At 64.9% G+C, this 18,379-nt stretch carries 12 protein-coding genes; 4 read left to right on the top strand and 8 right to left on the bottom strand.

Annotated features, from left to right (window positions below):
- Positions 1-187: 187 nt before the first annotated feature.
- The 5 genes from H5407_RS17300 to H5407_RS17280 all read right to left on the bottom strand — a co-directional run bounded on the left by H5407_RS17300 (position 188) and on the right by H5407_RS17280 (position 9,294).
- Positions 188-892: a TniB family NTP-binding protein gene (locus H5407_RS17300; protein WP_183105729.1), complete on the bottom strand. Its 705-nt coding sequence runs from the start codon at positions 890-892 to the stop codon at positions 188-190.
- Positions 893-903: 11 nt separating this feature from the next.
- Entirely contained in the window at positions 904-2,976 is a 2,073-nt protein-coding gene (locus H5407_RS17295; protein WP_183105728.1) for a Mu transposase C-terminal domain-containing protein, read from the bottom strand.
- Between the two features lie 195 nt (positions 2,977-3,171).
- Positions 3,172-3,756 carry a TnsA endonuclease N-terminal domain-containing protein gene (locus H5407_RS17290; RefSeq protein ID WP_183105727.1) on the bottom strand — a complete coding sequence of 195 codons (585 nt, stop codon included), beginning with the start codon at positions 3,754-3,756 and terminating at the stop codon, positions 3,172-3,174.
- A 1,623-nt stretch (positions 3,757-5,379) separates the two neighbouring features.
- Entirely contained in the window at positions 5,380-8,325 is a 2,946-nt protein-coding gene (locus H5407_RS17285; RefSeq protein WP_183105726.1) for an adenosylcobalamin-dependent ribonucleoside-diphosphate reductase, read from the bottom strand.
- Positions 8,326-8,676: 351 nt separating this feature from the next.
- The gene (locus H5407_RS17280; RefSeq protein ID WP_183105725.1) at positions 8,677-9,294 is read right to left on the bottom strand and encodes a DUF1134 domain-containing protein; all 618 of its coding nucleotides are present in this window, start codon (positions 9,292-9,294) and stop codon (positions 8,677-8,679) included.
- A gap of 246 nt (positions 9,295-9,540) precedes the next feature.
- Here H5407_RS17280 and H5407_RS17275 point away from each other — a divergent pair, with 246 nt between their 5' ends.
- Positions 9,541-9,975: a hypothetical protein gene (locus H5407_RS17275; RefSeq protein WP_183105724.1), complete on the top strand. Its 435-nt coding sequence runs from the start codon at positions 9,541-9,543 to the stop codon at positions 9,973-9,975.
- A gap of 73 nt (positions 9,976-10,048) precedes the next feature.
- Positions 10,049-10,417: a PilZ domain-containing protein gene (locus H5407_RS17270; protein WP_183105723.1), complete on the top strand. Its 369-nt coding sequence runs from the start codon at positions 10,049-10,051 to the stop codon at positions 10,415-10,417.
- A 132-nt stretch (positions 10,418-10,549) separates the two neighbouring features.
- Here the strand turns inward: H5407_RS17270 and H5407_RS17265 are convergent, their stop codons facing one another.
- Complete coding sequence (locus H5407_RS17265) at positions 10,550-11,398, bottom strand: alpha/beta fold hydrolase (RefSeq protein WP_183105722.1); 849 nt, start codon at positions 11,396-11,398, stop codon at positions 10,550-10,552.
- Between the two features lie 212 nt (positions 11,399-11,610).
- On the opposite strand from H5407_RS17265, the gene H5407_RS17260 reads away from it, so the two are divergent.
- Entirely contained in the window at positions 11,611-13,866 is a 2,256-nt protein-coding gene (locus H5407_RS17260) for a molybdopterin-dependent oxidoreductase (RefSeq protein ID WP_183105721.1), read from the top strand.
- Between the two features lie 138 nt (positions 13,867-14,004).
- Here the strand turns inward: H5407_RS17260 and H5407_RS17255 are convergent, their stop codons facing one another.
- Positions 14,005-16,260: a TonB-dependent receptor gene (locus tag H5407_RS17255; protein ID WP_220800660.1), complete on the bottom strand. Its 2,256-nt coding sequence runs from the start codon at positions 16,258-16,260 to the stop codon at positions 14,005-14,007.
- 271 nt (positions 16,261-16,531) lie between these two features.
- On the bottom strand, positions 16,532-17,758 hold the full coding sequence (locus H5407_RS17250; protein WP_183105720.1) for an NnrS family protein: 1,227 nt from the start codon (positions 17,756-17,758) through the stop codon (positions 16,532-16,534).
- Between the two features lie 396 nt (positions 17,759-18,154).
- On the opposite strand from H5407_RS17250, the gene H5407_RS17245 reads away from it, so the two are divergent.
- Positions 18,155-18,361 carry a cold-shock protein gene (locus H5407_RS17245; RefSeq protein ID WP_269630551.1) on the top strand — a complete coding sequence of 69 codons (207 nt, stop codon included), beginning with the start codon at positions 18,155-18,157 and terminating at the stop codon, positions 18,359-18,361.
- Positions 18,362-18,379 lie beyond the last annotated feature (18 nt).

The raw sequence follows: 18,379 nt of genomic DNA, 5'->3' as shown, positions 1-18,379 counted from the left end.
CGCTGACGGAGAAATTCCGATCAAAGGGGGAGTCCACCGACGACGGCCCCTGCGTCGCCCAGACGGCCTCAACATACGCTTCGTGAAGGTCTTCGAGGGAGATCGTGCTTCTGCCTCGATCGCAAGCATTCCAGACTGCTTGACGAAGGAACTTGGAGAGGTAGCCCATCAATCCACCGGTCGCGCACTAGCACCGGTAGGCCATTTCTTCATCTTGCAGGCGAGGCATGTCAAAGTGCTCAGCCATCGAGTCGTTGAATGCACCAAGAATGCCAATGAACTCGCCACGGTCATCGTCGTCCAGCCAATTGAATCGGCGCATGAAGATCGGCGCCAAGAAGCGACCGGACAGTTGCTCGTTGCGCAACAACACTGGCAAGCAACTCTCCAACCCCGTCACAACCAAGGTGACCCTGGTTTCATCCACGAGAATCTTGAGCCAGTCCGCCGCATCGTGGAAGATCTTGCGCTTTCCCTTGTCGAAGAAGTGCTGGAACTCGTCGAGCATCAGCATGAGCGTCTTCGCCTTCTTCATCTGAGTCTGCAACCGAGCCGTCTTGTTGTTCTGAGTGCCCGACTCCCACTTGGGGTCACCCAGAGCCCGCAGCATCAGCTCCGCCAAGCCCTTCACTGTGGGGCTGGAGGGAACCCTGATACGAAGGATTGGAACGATCACGCCCTCGGGCGTGCGCGAGTTAAGCATGTCGAGCGCGACCTCCTCCAGGACGCGACTTTTCCCGGTCCGCGACTCACCAACGATCGCGAGGCAAATGGGCTCCGGTGAATCGAGGCTGTAATCCAGTCCCTGTTTCAGCCTCTGCACAGCTCGGTTGAATGCCGTGTGGGGGACAAGCGTTGACTCAACCACGCGACGAATCGATTCAGTTTCCATTGCTATTCCATTCAGTATTCAGTTGACGTGGGCGTCTCGCGCCGAAGCCGCTTGACGGGGGTGAACTGGCGGCCCGACATCGGCGACGGCGATGCAGGGATGGCAGTTGCTGGCGTCACCGCAGTTGACAGCGCCGGCGTAGCTGGAGGCGCAGCAAGAGCTTGGGGCTTCTCGGGGCCGAACGAAGCGGCTGGCAAGCCGTTGCCAGCCGGGATGGCGTCCGCGGTGCCCTGTGCCGGTTGATCCCCGCCGTTGAGGTATCGCGCCGTACGGCTGTTGGCTTTGCTGGCCTTCGCGCCACGCGGCTTGGTCTTCTTGTGCCAAGCGAATTCCTTGCGGATCAGTTCCGCAATTTGTGCCTTGGCCTCCAGCCATGCTGTCGAGTCGTATTTCTTCAAGTTGTTGGCTGCGAACCGCTTGCAGACCTTGTGTTGCCAGGCGGTCATGCCCTTGGCGTAGGCCTGCGCCAATGCCGGCGCGACAAACATTCGCTTCTTGTCCGGCGACAGCACGACGATCGAACCGATGTCCCCGTCGTTGGTGCAAATCTCAACGGCGAGCCTTTCGCCGAGCTGATCACGAAGCACCTTGAGCTCCGGCGAGTTGTAGAAGAGCCCCTCGAATTCAATGCCCTTGTGGGTCAGGACGCGCTCGGCACGGCGTCCCAAGAGGGCATCCAACCGTTCTGGATCCTCCGGCAGCAAGATGTCTTCTGGGCGGATGCTCGATTTCCAAAGCGCCGCTGGCGGCACCTTCAAGCTTCGGTGGGGCCGATCGTGATAAACATCGACGATCCACTTGTGCACCATCTGCCGCAGCGTGCTGAGCCGCACCACAGCGTGTTTTACGGGGTCGTAGTCTTCCTTGTCGAAGATGTTCGAAAACGTCGTCCCCGGCGCAATGTGCGCCACTGAGTTATTCAGCGTTCCCTGGAACCGCTCGATCTTGCCTTTCAACCACGGCGTCTTGCGCGGCGAGTAGTGGACTTCGATTCCTAGGGACAGGCACGCGGCCTCCAGGCTCTCGCTGTGAAACTCCGCGCCGTTGTCCATGGACAGTTCGCGCATCACGCCATGGGCATCCCAGTCGTTTTCGATCGTCGGAAAGTCCGTCTTGAGCCCGGACTTCGGAAGGAAGGCATGCTTCAAGCACCGTGCCACGGTCAGATAGCTGGGAGGCTCGAAGCCGATGGAAATTCCGAGCACGCAGCGACTGAAGTCATCCAGGCAAGCCGTCAGCAACGGACGCCCGAGCGGCAGGCCAGAGTCGTCGTCAACTACCATGAGGTCCATCAAGGTGTGATCGATCTCCGCACGCTCCAGTGGGGCATCGGTGGCTCGGTGGCCTTGAACAGAACGGAATCGCCTCACCGCGATGTTCCGCCCGTAGCGCGCAACGCATTTGTCAAACGCCGGGATCTCGTCAATCAGACCTTGGACGAAGCGCCGCGTCGGAATCGGCAGCGTGTTACCTTTCGGCCGCAGCTTGTTCTCCCGCAGGACATTCGCGACTGCCTCATCGAGCGTGTCCTGCACCGTCTTTCGTTCTTCGGTCAGGAACTCGGTTTCAATGGCTTGCTCGACAATGTCCAGCACCGGCTGCGGAAAGCGACGCGTTCGATTCCCGCGCTTGTCGACTTGCGCGACAACCCCGCCGATGTCGTGCCCTGCGCTGACAAGATCCCTGCCCCAGCGATAAACGGTCGTCCAATGCGGACACTTGTCAGGCTTGCCTAACTTGATCCATAGGCGCCTCGCGACTTTCTCGAGTGCACCCTGCGTGTTCGGCGCTTTCATCGCCTCGATGGCATAGGCTCTGCGGACTTTGGCGTCGTCCATAAGCTGCCTCGGCACCTCTCGATGTGCTTTTCCGATCTTTCGACCTTTGTAGGTCTCGTCGCCCTGATCAAAGACCAGCTTGCCCTCGACATACAGCGCGCGCAGTTCGAAGTCGGTCTTCTCGATGATGCGCTTCGTCTTGGCTTCCTCCATCTGCCACAAGTCGTCGCCGACCTTGCGCAACAGCTGGAACTCGCGCCCCTCGATGTAGAAGGTTGCGTTCTTATCGAAGGCACTAACACCCATGTGATTTCGGCGCTCGCAGAGGAGCAATTTGAAAGTGATAGACGAATCCGGTGAGTGGACGATGGACACTCGTCACCCAGATCGACGTGAGGCGCGACTGGCCTGTCTCGCCTCGGATATCCAGTGACTGGACTACCGTTGGTCCGGCGAGTTGCATTGCCCCCTCAGCTCCGCTATTGGTCATGGCAACACAGCTCATGTCCGCATCCCAACTTTCATCAGCAGAGTGCGCGTTCCTGGCGGCGCCGCACGTACTGGCAAGTCGTCCGGCAAACCGCCGGACATGTCGACCGTGAGCGCGCCCTCCAGGATCAATCGGCATGCATAGTTCAGTCCCTTGGTGCCCAGCGCTCCGCGCCGAACCCCGCCCCAGGTCAAGTTCGGCAGTCTTGCAAGCAAAATCCTGATCCGCTCACGTTCAACGATCGGGATGTCCACTCGGCCATGCCGCAAGACGAAGAGCAGGTTTGTCAGCCGGGGCTGCATGGCCAAATCTTCGGCCACTGCCACTCGGTACGTGAAGCCAAACGCGGGCAGGGCCTCAGTCAGTAGCTGAGTCCGCTGCACCACTTCAGGTCTGGAAGCGTCTTCACTCGTCTTTACCTCCCACAACTCCTTCCCTTGCCCGGTCACCACCTGGATATCCGGGTAGTGATCATGCTCGACACCGTTCAGCACATATCGAATGGTCAGCGGCTGTTCAGAAATGCTCAATACCGCCGGGTTTGCATCGAGCAGCCGAAAGGCGTTCAACTCATGCGTTGACTCCCAATGAAGCATTCGCCCCATCTTCCAGCTTGGATATTTACCAGAACCGCGCGTTTTAGAGCGTGAGATTACTTTTCTAGCCCTGACAGCCCCATTGCTCGGATATTTAATCCACCTGATCGGGCCGTGGATTGAATGGAGATCAACATCTGCGCTTTCAGATTCCATCGCGACTTGCATCTTCGGTAACAGTCAAAATTGCAACTTCATAAAATCAAACTATCTCAATTCCAGAGCAACCAACCAATCCACCAAATCGCGCGTCAATGCAAATTTTCCCCTACGCCCAGGCAGCTCAAAAACACGGACAGGCACCGTGCCTCGCCGAAGAGCCTGCCGAAATGCGGCCATACTGTTGAAGTTGAGCACCTTGGCCAATTCAACCCCGCCGATTAGTGGCCCATGTCGCGCCAGCAGCTCGTCTGCGACCGAAGAATTTGCCTGCCCAATACTTGCCATGCCGCAATCCTTTAATTCAAACACTCCGTCTATCGAACCCCCTTGGCATGCGCACTCAACTTGCCAATCAATACTCAACCATAAGGTTACGCGCCGTCACTGCCAGCTGCACCCATGAGCAGTGTTTTGCACAATATTCGCGATTACACAGGCAGGCATTGACACTTCATGGAAAACATAGAAGAAGGTATTGGGAGCTGTTTACAGCCGGCGCCGACAGATCAACTGAAACAGGAAGACATATCAAGCCGAATGGCAGGGCTCCGTGGAATGTCCTGGGCCTACGGAGTCTTGCTTCACACGGGCTTTACGGCGTCCGGCGCTTCGAAGCGGTTTTCCCCCCCATTAGCCAACGGACGGGAGCAAAGCAACTCGAAGCTGATGTACCAATACCTGAAGGGCGACAGAGCACCAACTCGAGGTGCGCGAGGAAGGTATGGGTTTGACCTAGTCGCAGCCGTGGATTCCCATCCTCGCGGTCGGATGGCTACTCGGTGGCTCGATCATCCGCTCTGGATGATCTTTGATGAGAGTACGACAGGCCGGGAGCTCGAGCGATTTCTCGACGAGGATGTCTATCCACCACCACTTGCCGAATTCTCGCTGTATGAAGCCATTCCACCGGCAGAAGACTTGGATGAGCGACAACGTAGAGCTTTGGAACTGCAGATATTCGATGACTTCATTTGCGTCTGCGCGTTCTTCAGGTTGGGTCATCTAGCGGGTTTGAGAAGTGTCGGACACACTACGCCAACCTATCCGTTGCTCGAATTCTTGGTTCCACAAGCCGGCAGACTCGAGCCCGTATTCGGATGCGTTCAGGCTCCATTCCTGAAAATGATTCAAGACTTCTACTTGTAGTCGGCAGGTTGGGGCACGGTGCGGTGGCGTTGGAGCGCCGCCCCGGCGATCCAAATGAAAGCGCCGTAGCGCGTGGTCGACAACGCTACGCATTCCCCCGCACTAGTCGCGGCGGAAGCGTGTATCGCAAAAAGAAGAGCCCGCAGCGAATGAATCGCTACGGGCTCTAGAGTAGTTGTCGCCGGCGCGGCTACCCCCAACTTTGGAGCGAGAGAACTTGCAGCTTATGGCGTAATAACTTGCAGCTTATGCCGTGAAACTTGCAGCTTATGCCGTAACCCACACAAGCTTTCACCTTATGGGGCCGCGCACACCTCAGCCGCACTGCCCCACGTAGCCACAGGCCGTGCAGAAATCGCAGCCGTCCTTGTGGATCATGGTGGCATTGCCGCATTCGGGGCAGGGCTTGCCCGCCATGGCAGGGATGGTGGCTCCGCCGCCGGCGAGCTTGGGCGCGGGGGCCTGCAGCAGGCCCATCTCGACCAGGGGCATGCCCTGTTCATCAAGGATGCCCAGCATGGCGTAGCGGTGGATCACCAGTCGAGCCACATAGGCCACGGTGGAGGGCCAGATCTGCTGGCGACGCTCACCACTGAGGGTAGGCACCGGTGCCATGAAATGGCCCAGCGGCTCGCCCACGTTCAGCAGCTTGCGGAGCTTCATGCCGATCCAGGCCGGGTCCATCACCCGCATGTCCAGGGACAGCAGGCGGGCCATGCCGTCCAGGGCCTTGGGGTAGTTGCCAGAGAAGCCCATGGCGCAAGGGCGGGTGAGGTGGCCGCCATCCGGCGTGGGCAGGGTCACCTCCTTGAGGGTGAGGGTGAACTGCTCACCGGTGGCGGGGTTTTCGACATCGACGGCCCAAGCCAGGGTCCCCATCGTGCTGGTGCGGGGCTCCTCGCGGCTGAACATGGCGTCCAGCACGGGCGTTGGGCCGCCTTCCTGCAGGGCGCCCAGTTGCTCGCAGCGCCAGCGGATCACGGCCGCGGTGGCGGCGACCACACCGGGGAAGAGGCGGCGCTCGCCACCCGGCGGCACGGGCATCTCGAAGGAGCGCTCCTCGGCCACGGTGGCCAGGGCGTCCAGCTTCAGGCGCAGCCAAGCCGCGTCATTGGTGCGCAGGTCCATGGACAGGGTCTTGGCCACGGCGGACAGACCGCGCGGCTGCTCGGCGCCATTGACCCACACCTCGAAAGGCAGGTTCTTGCCGAAGAGGCCGGCGTCCGGCCCTTCCGCCGGCAACTCACCCACGAAAAGGGCGAAGTCGCCATGCGGGTGGCGAATCATGTAGCTCCAAGCCGGGTTGCCATTGGGCAGCTCGGGTCGGCTGGGCCAGCGCAGCGATGCCAGCACGGCATTGGGCAGACGCTCCAGGCGCAGGCGGCGGTTGGTGCCGTCTTCCTCGGACACGGGCTTGAGCGGTTCGGGTGCGGCCGCTGGCTCCACGCTCAGCACCGAGCCCAGCACGCTGTTGGGCCGGTAGGTGGCCAGGCCCTTGAGCCCACTCTTCCAGGCCTGGGTGTAGAGGTCCTGGAAGTCGGCGTAGGGGTAGTCGGCCGGCACATTGACCGTCTTGGAGATGGCGGTGTCCACATAGGGCGCGACGGCAGCCACCATGGCGGCGTGGTCGGAGGCCGAGAGCTCCAGCGCAGTCACGAAGGCGTCTGACAGCGGGGCATCCTTGCCGAAGAGGTGGCGGTACAGGCGCCAGGCGTGGTCCTCGACGGCGTATTCCTTGAAGCTGCCATCGGGCATGCGCTTCTTGCGGGTGTAGCTCCAGCTGAAGGCAGGCTCGATGCCGTTGGAGGCGTTGTCCGCGAAGGCCAGGCTGATGGTGCCGGTGGGCGCGATGGACAGCAGGTGCGAATTGCGCAGGCCCTGGGCGCGGATCTTGTCCTTGAGCCCTTGCGGCAGGCGCGAGGCGAAGTTGCCGCCCGACAGGTACAGGTCCGCATTGAACAGCGGAAAGGCGCCACGCTCGACGGCCAGGTCGGCGCTGGCGTCATAGGCGGCATTGCGCATGACCTCGCTGATGCGGCGGGCCATCTCGCGAGCGGCCTCCGTGTCATAACGCAGATTCAGCATGACCAGGGTGTCGCCCAGGCCCGTGAAGCCCAGGCCCACGCGGCGCTTGTTGCGGGCCTCCTGCGCCTGCGCGGGCAGCGGCCAGGGGGTCACGTCCAGCACGTTGTCCAGCATGCGCGTGGCCGTGCGGCTGACCTCGGCGAAGCCTTCCTCGTCGAAGCGGGCGTTGGGGCTGAAGGCGTCCTGCACGAAGAGTGTGAGGTTCACCGAACCCAGGCAGCAGCAGCCGTAGGGCGGCAGGGGCTGCTCGGCGCAGGGGTTGGTGGCGTCGATGCGCTCGCAGTAGTAGAGGTTGTTGTCGTTGTTGATGCGATCCAGGAAGAGCACGCCGGGCTCGGCGTGGTCATAGGTGGAACGCATGACCTGGTCCCAGAGGTCCCGCGCGCGCAGCTTGCGGTAGACCCACAGGCCGTCACCGCGCTGGTAGGCGCCGGCCTTCTTGAGCTTCCTGCCGGGCTCGGCCTTGTGGGTGAGCTCTACCTCGGCATCGGCCTCGACGGCTTCCATGAAGGCATCGGTCACGCCGATGGAGATGTTGAAGTTGCGCAGGTCGCCCTGGTCTTTGGCGTGGATGAACTCCTCGATGTCCGGATGGTCGCAGCGCAGCACGCCCATCTGCGCGCCCCGGCGAGCCCCGGCGGACTCCACGGTCTCGCAGGAGCGGTCGAAGACGCGCATATAGCTCACCGGACCGGAGGCGCTACTCTGGGTGGAGCCCACCCAGGCGCCCTTGGGACGGATGCGGGAAAAGTCATAGCCCACGCCACCACCGCGGCGCATGGTCTCGGCGGCTTCCGTCAGCGCGGTGTAGATGCCGGGCACGCCGTCATCGGCCAGGGCGATGGAGTCACCCACCGGTTGCACGAAGCAGTTGATCAGCGTGGCGCTGAGTTCGGTGCCGGCGGCGGAATTGATGCGGCCGGCAGGAACGAAGCCGCGGCGCTGGGCATCGAGGAACTTGGCTTCCCATTGGGCGCGGGCCTCGGGCACCTCGGCCTGGGCCAGAGCGCGGGCCACGCGCGCGCGGAGCTCGTCCAGGGTCTGCTCGTCGCCCTTGGCGTATTTCTCCAGCAGCACCTCGGCGCTGATGTCCTGGGCCGGCAGCGAAGCGACGGCAGCCAGGGGCACGAGGAAGGTGGAGGGAAGGTCGAGGGAAGCCTGGTTGGGCGGGGGCATGGAATCTCTCCGGATTTCTGATCGGTGATTGTTCGAATATGGCAGCGAATGCTCGTCGCAGGGACTGCCTCGGGTTTTGACCCTGATCACTGAGCATGCATCCGGGCACCGCCCCGGGCAAGCCCCCGAAATGACTTGTGAGTGGCCACTCGCGCGGGGCGCATTGTCGGTCCAATACTCATCGAAAACCCCGAGAACCCGGGGCTTGACGGACGCCCCCGCAGAGGTGCGCCCTGGCGCCGCGCGGGCAGGGCCAATATGCCAAGCCGAGACCGCCGGCATGCGGCCGTTTCAGGCCTGAGCCCCCCAGCCAGCTCGGGATTGGCCAGCGTACGGGCCGCGGCGCCCGCCTCAGAAGGGGTTGTAGGACTTCTCGCGGCGGTAGTGGATGTAGCCCACGCTGGCGCCGGTGCGCAGGCCCACGCCCAGGCGGATCGGGGCCAGGGTGATGCCGTTGAGCCGCTGATAGTTGATGCCTGCGCCGCCGATGTAATAGAGGCTGCCCTCCACGCCAGGGAAGCGCTGGAAGATCGCCGCGGTACTGGGCAGGTGGTAGCAGAGGGTGAAGACCTTGGAGGCGTTGGCACCGAAGTCGAAGCCAATGGAGGGCCCGGCCCAGTAGACGCGGGCGCTGCCCCCACCCTTCATGATCAGTTGGCCATCGCCATAGCGCAGGCCAATGGTCACCGCGGCACTGGCTTCCTCACCTTTGATGTAGGCATTGGGGCGGCCCTGCTCCTTGAAGGCCTTCTCGATGACCTTGGCCAGGCCTTCGGTGGTGCTGCCGAAGAAATCGGTAGCAGCCGTCAGGATGGAATCCTCGTCATAGGTGTCCTCCTTCTTGTCGGCGGCCAGGGCCAGGCCCGGCAGCAGCAGGCCAGCGCCCAAGGTGCCCAGGCCCTGCAGGGCCTCGCGGCGCTCGGGATCTGGCAAGGTTTGCAGGGGGGTCTGGTGTCGTGTTCTGCTCATGAAGGCCTCCTCGGAGAACTGGATTGCGCAACAATAGCGCAGACTTTCGGCGCCGGGAAAACCATCAGCCGTGCCACACACAAACCGTGACAAAGCACCAGACCCGGCACTTCTGGCCGGGCAAGGCGCAGACCTACACTCCCAGGCTCAAACGTACAGGAGAGAGGGCACAAGATGTCCGGAGGGATTCTGCTTGCCGAGCGGCCGTCGCTCGCACCATCCGCCACCCTACCGCGCGCACGCACCATGAACGCAGACATGCCCAAGCTGGCCCTGGCGCTTGAATATGCTGACATCGCGGCCGGCCTCTACATCGACGGGGGCAGCGACCACGCAGCACGCCTGCTGGCGGGCGCTGCCGAGAAGCTGCTGGGTGATCTGGGGCGTCTGGTGATGTCGATGCCGCCCAAGGACGAGGTTCAGCATCTGCTCACGGAGGTGGCCCTGAACCACGAGGCTCCGGTGGAGCTGCCGCGCAGCCACATCAGCTCCCGCAACCGCCAACCCTCGCTGGATCGCGTGAGCGAGCTGGGCGCCCTGCTGGACAGCGAGGCGCGTCAGGAGACCAGTGCCCTGCTTCGCGCCTGCTGGTACACGCTGGAATCCCTGGGCCTGGAGGCGGTCGCTCCCGACCGACTCGAGGAAGCCATTGAAATGAGCACAATCTACGCGCCTGATTGAGCCTGGCGCGAGGCCCGGGGGCCCAGGCCCCTGCTAGCATGGCCTGATTGAAGCGCCACGGTCGGAGACCGCCATGAACAAGCCCCAGGATCGCCGCCATTTCGCTCGCGTCAGCTTCGATGCACCGGCGGAGCTGGTCACCGTTGACGCCAGGCTCAGCGTGGGCGTGCTGGACCTCTCACTCAAGGGCGCTCTGCTGAAGCTCTCCGGCACCGATCTCGTCGCCATGGGCGAACCCTGCCTGCTGTGTGTGCGCCTGGATGGCGGCGACCAGCGCATCGTGATGGGCGCCGAGGTGGCCCACCTCGAAGGCGAACGGGCCGGCCTCATCCTGCGCAGCATCGACATCGAAAGCGTCACCCACCTGCGCCGCCTTATCGAGGTCAACCTGGGCGAGGCCCATCTGCTGGAACGCGAGCTCAAGGCCCTGCTGGCCACCTGAGCGCCTGTCACGCCATGCAGCCTGCCTGCGCCCGCGCGTTTGCCGGGCGCTGGACAGCCCGCCCCGCTTTGACACCGTCCCGCCAACGGCGTTCCGCCCGCCGACCCAGGCACCTGAGCCTGAGCACCGAACTCACTCCAGGATGAAGCGCCGCAGCCGCTCGAAGGCCGCTGCGGCATCGTCCCGCCAAACGCCATGGCCGCAGCCCGGGAAGCGGGCCAGCTGCATGCAGCGTGAGGGCAAGGCCTCGGCGATCTCCAGCGCATCCTGCAGCGGGCAGACCGGGTCCTCCTCGCCTGCCACAACGAGCACGGGGCAGCGTGCACGGGCCAGGCCGGGTGCGAGTTGCATGCCCTGCATCTCGCCACGAATGAAATGCAGCAGGATGTCCAGCTTCAGCAGCGTGCGCTGGGCAGCCATGGGGTCGGTCTGCTGCGTGGCGGTGTAGAGGTCCCGACAGGCTTCCCAGTAGGCGGCGAACGTCAGTGGCGTGGGCTCCGTCCACAGGGCGCGCACCTTCTCGCGCACGCCCTCGCCGCCACGGCGCACAAAGCCCTCGATCTTGCGATCCAGACCCATGTGGTGCGAGGTGCTGGACAGGATCACCTTGCCCGCATGGTCCGGATGGCGCTCGATGTAGCGCTGGGCCACGAAGCCGCCGAAGCTCTGCCCGAGCACGATGGGCTTGACGATGCCCAGAGCCTCGCAGAGCCGAACGACGTCATCGGCCCAGGTGTCCAGGGTCCATTCGCTGCTGGGGCGGGGATCGCTGCGGCCGTGGCCACGGTGGTCGTAATAGACAATCTGCGCCACGTCGGCCAGGGCGCTGAAGGCCGGCTTGAAGGCGCTGTGGTCAAAGCCCGGCCCACCATGCAACAGGACCAGGGTGGGCTTCTCGCGCATCCAGGCGCCATCGGGCACGAGGCCCTCTCCCTCGACGTCCACGAACAGGCGGACACCGGGCTCAATCTCGATTCTCATGCTTCTCCTACTTCTCCGGGGGCGGGAGTCTATGCAAGTTCGACAGCATTCACCGGCCCTCGACCAGCACTTACATCTGCTTGCATTCCCAGACTACGCCTCTCATGGTTGATCCTGAGCCGCTGCTGTCGCCTGGATGACGCCGGCGCGGCCTTTGCTGACCACAATGCGTCGAGCCCCCATCCGGATGACGTCCTCAAGGAAAAAAGCCGATGAACACGCCTGACGCAAACGCACCGCGCGGACACTACCGCATCTGCCCCCTGTGTGAAGCCTGCTGCGGTTTACAGGTGCATACCGTCGGCAATCGTGTCACGGCCATCCGCGGCGCCCAGGACGATCCCTTCAGCCAGGGCTTTCTGTGCCCCAAGGGCATCTCGCTGAAGGATCTGCACGAAGACCCGGACCGCCTGCGCCAGCCCCTGCTCAGGCGCGGGGGCCGGCACGTACCCATCAGCTGGGACGAGGCCTTCGAGGAGATCGAGCGCCGCCTGCACCCGCTGGTCGATGCCCATGGGCCGGACGCCGTGGCCCTGAGCTTCGGCAATCCGGCCGCGCACAAGGTGGGCCTGCTGGCCTACACGCCTCGGCTGGCGCGAGCCCTGGGCACGCGCAATGTCTTCTCGGCCTCCACGCTGGACCAGATGCCCAAGCAGCTCTCCAGCGCGCTGATGTACGGCCACTGGCTCAGCATCCCCGTCCCTGACCTGCCCCGCACGGACCTGCTGGTGGTGCTGGGCGCCAACCCCATGGTCAGCAACGGCAGCCTCTGGACGGTGCCGGACTTCCGCGGCAAGGCCCGGGCCTTACGCGAGCGCGGCGGGCGCATGATCGTCATCGACCCGCGCCGCACCGAGACCGCCGCCGCGGCGGACGAGCACCTCTTCATCCGTCCCGGCAGCGACGTCTGGCTGCTGCTGGGCGTGGTCCACACCCTGTTCGATGAAGGCTTGGTGCGCAGCAGCCCGCTGGATGACTGGGTGCAGGGGCTGGACGAGCTTCGCGCCGCAGCGATCGCCTACCCGCCAGAATCAACGTCCCGACATTGCGGCATCCCGGCCTCCGAGCAGCGCCGCATCGCCCGCCTGTTGGCGACCACGCCGCGGGCGTCTCTCTATGCCCGCATCGGCAGCTGCACGCAGCGCCATGGCACGCTCAACAGCTGGCTGGTCGATGCGATCAACCTGCTCTGCGGCCACCTGGACCAGCCCGGCGGCGCCATGTTCCCCAAGGCCGCCGCCTTTGCCGTCAACACCCAGGGCCGCCCCGGCAGCGGCCGCGGCGTGAGCCTGGGCCGCCGCCGCAGCCGCGTCAGCGGCGCACCGGAGGTCTTCGGCGAACTGCCCATGGTCTGCCTGGCGGAAGAGATCGAGACCCCCGGCGAGGGTCAGGTACGGGCGCTGATCACGGTGGCCAGCAACCCGGTGCTCTCGGCGCCCAACGGTCCCCGCCTCTCGCGTGCGCTGGACGGCCTCGACTTCATGCTGAGCCTGGACATCTACATCAACGAGACCACACGCCACGCCGACCTCATCCTGCCCGCGCCCTCCCCCCTGGAGGATCTGCACTACGACATCGCCTTCGGCCAGCTCTCCTGGCGCAACCATGCGCGCTACAGCGCCCCGGTCTTCGAGCGCCCGGCCGACATGCCCGAGGAATGGGAGACCCTGACCCGGCTCGCCGCCCTGGCCGCGGGCGCGGACTGGCGCCAGCCCGTGGACCAGCTCGACACCGCGGCCCTGCGCCAGGAGCTGCGCCATCAGCTCAAGGACAGCGAGGGCACGCAGAGCGAGGCCCTGCTCGCTGCCCTCGCACCGCGGGTGGGGCCGCAGCGCCTGATCGACCTGGCCCTGCGCAGCGGCCCCTATGGCGACCAGTTCGGCCGCAAGCCGGACGGGCTCACGCTGGACCGCGTGCAGGCCGCGCCCCATGGCATCGACCTCGGCGAGCTGCAGCCCCGGGTGCCCGAGCTGCTGCGCACGCCCTCGGGTTGCATCGAGCTGGCTCCGGCACCCTTCATGGCGGCGCTCGGCGCACTGGCCGGCGACGCGCCGCCCTCCTGCGCGCCGGAAGAGCTGCTGCTGATCGGGCGGCGCGACATGCGCTCGGGAAACAGCTGGATGCACAACCTGCCCGTGCTGGCCAAGGGCCCAGACCGCAGCACGCTGATCCTCCACCCGGACGACGCCCGCCGACGCGGCCTGCGCGACGGCGACCGTGCCCTGCTGCGCAATGCTGCGGGCGTCAGCCTCGAAGTGTTGCTGCAATGCTCGGACGAGATGATGCCCGGCGTGGCCAGCCTGCCGCATGGCTGGGGCCATGACCTGCCGGGCACGCACCTGAGCGTGGCCCAGCTGCGCCCGGGTGCCAATCTCAATGCCTTGCTGGATGAGCGGCTGCGGGATCCGCTCTCCGGAAACGCCGTTCTCTCGGGTCAGCCCGTGACCCTGAGCGTCCTGCCTGCCTGAGCAAAAAGAGACCGGCCACGCCACGGGGAGTGCCGGCCGCAAGGCCGGCGGTCGAAGGCATGCGCCGGGGAGGAGAAGACCGGTTCTCGCTCACATGAAGGGCAGGCAAGACCTGGCCCCAGTGGCCGGGCCAGGTTCTCAGAACTTGTAGCCGACCCCCAAGCTGAAGGTCCGCGGGGCGCCGTAGAAGCCGGTCAACACCCCCAGGGCAGCGATGTTGTAGCCGTCGGTGCGGTAGGCCTTGTTGGTGAGGTTGCTGCCTTGCAGCGAGAAGCTCAGGTGCTCGTCGCGCTCCCAGATCAGGCCGGCATTGAGCAGGGCATAGGAATCCTGCGCGATGGCCTCGCTGAGGTCGGTCGTCGGGTAGACCTTGGTGCGGTAGCTCACGCCCACGCGCGAGCGCAGGGTGCCGCCACCCAGCGTCGTGCGGTTCTCCAGGTTGAAGGCGGCCTGGAACTTTGGGGCATTGGTGAACTTCTTCTGGTCCGCCACGTTCACGCCCTTGTCCAGGTACTCGTCGTAGCGGGCATGCAAGGCGGAGAAGTTGCCGCTGAAGGTCCAGCTGCTGCTGGGGCGCCAGACGAATTCCAGCTCGGCGCCGTCCACGGTGGCGCGGCCCGCATTGGTGAAGTCACCGAAGAAGCCCGGCGTGCCATTGGCCTGGGTGTAGGAGGTGAACACCGAGAGCTGAACGTTCTTGTACTTGTTGTGGAAGACGGCGGTGTTGAGCTCCAGGCGGCCGCCGTCCAGCACCATCTTGGCGCCGCCCTCGATGGAGTCGAGCACTTCGTCCTCGAAAGGCTTGCTGGAGATGGGCACGGCCGCGGTATTGGCCCGGATGTTGAAGCCGCCCGACTTGAAGCCGCGCGAGGCGCTGGCGTACAGCGAGGTGGCGCTCGAGAGCTTGTAGTCCAGCGAGACCTTGGGCGAGGTGTTGCTGACCTCGCGGGTCTTGTCGAAGTCGGCCAGGGTGGCGATGGGCTTGCTGAAGGTGGCGTCGCTGAAGGCCTGGTTCAGGACCACGGCGCGCTTGCTCTCCTTGGTGTAGCGCAGGCCGGCGCTGAGGCTGAAGCCCTGCGCCAGGCGCCAGCTCCAGTCGGCATAGGCGGCCTTGCCGCGTGTATGGACCGTCCCGTTGGTCGTGCCGAAGGAGAGGTTGAAGAAGTTGTTCGAGACCTTGCCACCCGCCTCGCCATTGAAGAAATAGACACCCATCACGCCCGAGGAGCCGGCGCCATCGAAGGCCAGTTGGGCCTCGGCGCTGTTCTGGGTGTCCTGGTAGATCGCCTGCACGTCGGCAATTTTGTTGGGCAGGCCGTCGAAGTCGATGCCAGTGCTGGTGTCATTGTGGCGGTGGGCGGCGATGAACTTGGCCGTCCACTGCGAGTCCACGTTCCAGTGCAGGCTCAGCGAACTGCCGCCGGTCTCGGTGCGGTTCTGGTTGGGCATACCGCTGGCGATGTCGTAGCGGCTCTCGCCGGGCGGCGTCTTGGCAGGGTCGAACTTGTTGACGTCCAGACGCCGGAAGCCGCGCATATTGGACTCGTCATAGGTCTTGTCCGCCGTGAACTGCACATTGAAAGGCTGGGCGCTGGGAAAGAAGCCCAGGCTCAGGCGGCCCGCTTTGGTCTTCTGGTTGCTGACTTCGCTGCCGTCGGTGAGGTTCTTGCCATAGCCGTCGCGATTGAGCGTCGCCAGTGCCAGGCGGGCACGGAACTGGCCGTCGCCGCTGGCCCCACCGACGGAGCCCTTGGCGTCCATCTGGCCATAGCTGCCGAAGGCCAGGCTGGCGCTGCCCTCAGTCCTGGTGCCCAGAGGGCGCGACACATACTTCACCGCGCCGCCGATGGTGTTCTTGCCATACAGCGTGCCCTGCGGGCCGCGCAGCACCTCGATGCGCTGGGTGTCGAACACATCCAGCAGGGCCCCTTGCGGGCGCGCCACATAGACGTCATCCAGGTAAATGCCCACACCGGGGTCCACGCCCCACAGCGGGTCGGCCTGGCCCACGCCGCGGATAAAGGTGGTGATGGTGGAGTTGCTGCCGCGGGCGGCGTAGATGGTCAGGTTGGGCACCTGTGACTGCAGGTCCCCCAGATTCTTGATGTTGAGGCTCTCCAGAGCCCCCGCACCGAAGGCCGTTACCGCGACGGGCACGTCCTTCAGCGATTCCTCGCGGCGGCGGGCGGTCACCGTCACGACATCCAGCTTTTGCGTGTCGGCCGCGGGCTGGACCTCGTCAGCCAGGGCAGCGGCAGGCGCGGGGCTGGGTTCGGCCCAGGCGGGCGCCCCGGTGGCCAGGGAAGCCATGGCGGCCAGCAGGGCCAGGGTCAGGGGCGTGCGGCGCAGGGCCGCGCCAGGAACGGCTGCGGCGATGGGGATCAGCAGGGTCATGCGTTGTCTCCGTGATTCTTTGAGGTGTCGACGCGGACGTCGCCCCATCGGAGTGCAAATGCCGTGCCCATGGCCGTGCCAGGCCCGGTTTCTACGTGCAAACCATGAGAGGAACGGCCAGCCGGGCCTGGCCTGCCGCTTCGGTAGCCCTGGCTCATGCCTCCTCCGGCCCGTTGTCACGTCCCTGCGACAGGCCCGGCCGCAGCCCCCTGTCTGATTGGCGCACAGGTCGGCAGGATGCAATGTCCAGAGATTGGGCAATGCCTGAAGCTCAGACAGCACGCCCCCGCCTCAGCCAACCCCGCAGACGCAGCGCCCAGCCGCTCATGCACAAGGCCCACAGCAAGGCCGCCAGGGCCAGCGCGCCGGTCGGCTCCGACGGCCCCAGCGCGGCCCACAGCCGCAGCAGCACGGCGAGCTGCAGCAGGAGAAAGAGGGCCATTAAGGGCCGGTCCACCGCCAGCGGCCGACCGGCATGCGCGCTGCTGACGCGGCTCACCTGGGCCATCATCAAGCTCGCCAGGCCCCCCGCCAGAACGGCATGCAGGGGCGCCAGCCCCAGGCCTGGTCGCCCAAGAGCCAGCAGCCCCGCCGACAGGGCCGACAACCCCGCCCCCAGCGCCAGCCACAGCCCGCCGCACAGCATCATTGCCATCAGGGGCAGCCGGGCCATGTGCCGCCAATGCCAGGCTTGCTTCAGCAGCAGCAAGGCCACGCCGCCCTCCAAGCCGGCCCGCAGCGCCCAGGCCCAGGGCGGCATGAAACTGGGGCCCAGCACCTGCCAGGCCCCGCCCCAGGCACAGCCCGCCAGCCCGGCCCACAGCAGGGTCCGTTCGGACGCAGGCAGGCGCCCGGCCGCCTGCAGCCAGACCGCCGGCTCGGCGAACATGGGCACCATGCGATGCAGGGCGATCAAGAAGACGGGCAGCAGGCTCCACCACAGCACAGCCTGCAGGGATGCGCGGGCCCAGTCCTCGCGCCCCGCCATCAGGCTGGCGCCCGTGAGGGCCATGCCGCAAAGCCCCAGGAGCCAAGCGCCGTGTACACCGCTCAGGTGCAGACGATCCGGCTCCTTGCTGGCAACAAGCATGCGCCGGGCCAGCCGCCACGATGCGGCCCACGCCAGCATCAGCAACATCAGGCCGAGACCCGCCAGCGGCGCCGCGGCATGCAGCCCAAGAAGGATCAGCAGGCCACCCAGCCCCGCCAGCCCGAGCGGAAGGTGCAGGGCCTGGGTCTGCGGGCCCGGTACGCGCAGCCAACGCGGCCCGGCCGTGAAAAAGAAGCCGGTGATGAACTGCGGCATGGCGCCCAGCCCGAACAGCAGGCCATGGGCTAAGCCTGGAGACACCGCCCAGGGCAACGCCCGCCCCTGCCAGCGGGCCAGCAAGACAAGGCACCACCACAGGCCGGACAGGGCCAGCATCAGCAATCCCAGTCGGAAGAAGGGGGCATGCGGCGCGGCTGGCCCGCCGGCAGGGGTCCGTCGTTCAGGCATGGAGGAGGTCCGGCATGGGGTGCGATCTTGTGACCCAAAGCGGGGCTGGCGATTGCGCAAGGGCAAAGCTCAAGGATTAGCCCAGCACATTGAGAACATTGGTGCTAGAATATGCCTCTATACATTCGCTCAAGACCGTTTCTTCAAGGTCTTTGCAGTGGTCTCCGGCATCAGACTCACACGATGCCGGCCCGCCCATCAGCCTCCAGCGCCATCACTCGGGATAGGCAGATTTCGCATCTGGCCCCCCCGCCTGAAGCGCCCGCCCCCAAGCGATCCGCTGGGTGGCTTCAATCACCGGCTTGATCTCTCTTGCGTGTCTGTACGTCCCCCCGTGTGTCGCCGCTCGCGCGCACGGCTCCTTCTTCTTTTCGGAAAGAAAACACCATGAGCAGCATCCAGAACGGTATCGTCAAGTGGTTCGACGACGGCAAGGGCTTCGGTTTCATCACCCCCGCCGACGGCAGCAAGGACCTCTTCGCCCACCACAGCGAAATCCGCAACGGTGGCGGCTTCCGCAGCCTGGCTGAAGGCCAGCAGGTCGAATTCGAAGTGAAGCAAGGCCCCAAGGGCCTGCAGGCTTCGAACATCAAGCCCCTGTAAAGCACTTCCTCCAGGCCT

This window comes from Mitsuaria sp. WAJ17 (genome assembly GCF_014174515.1).
Classification (GTDB): domain Bacteria; phylum Pseudomonadota; class Gammaproteobacteria; order Burkholderiales; family Burkholderiaceae_C; genus Roseateles_B.
This window is presented reverse-complemented; position numbering and strand designations above follow the sequence as displayed.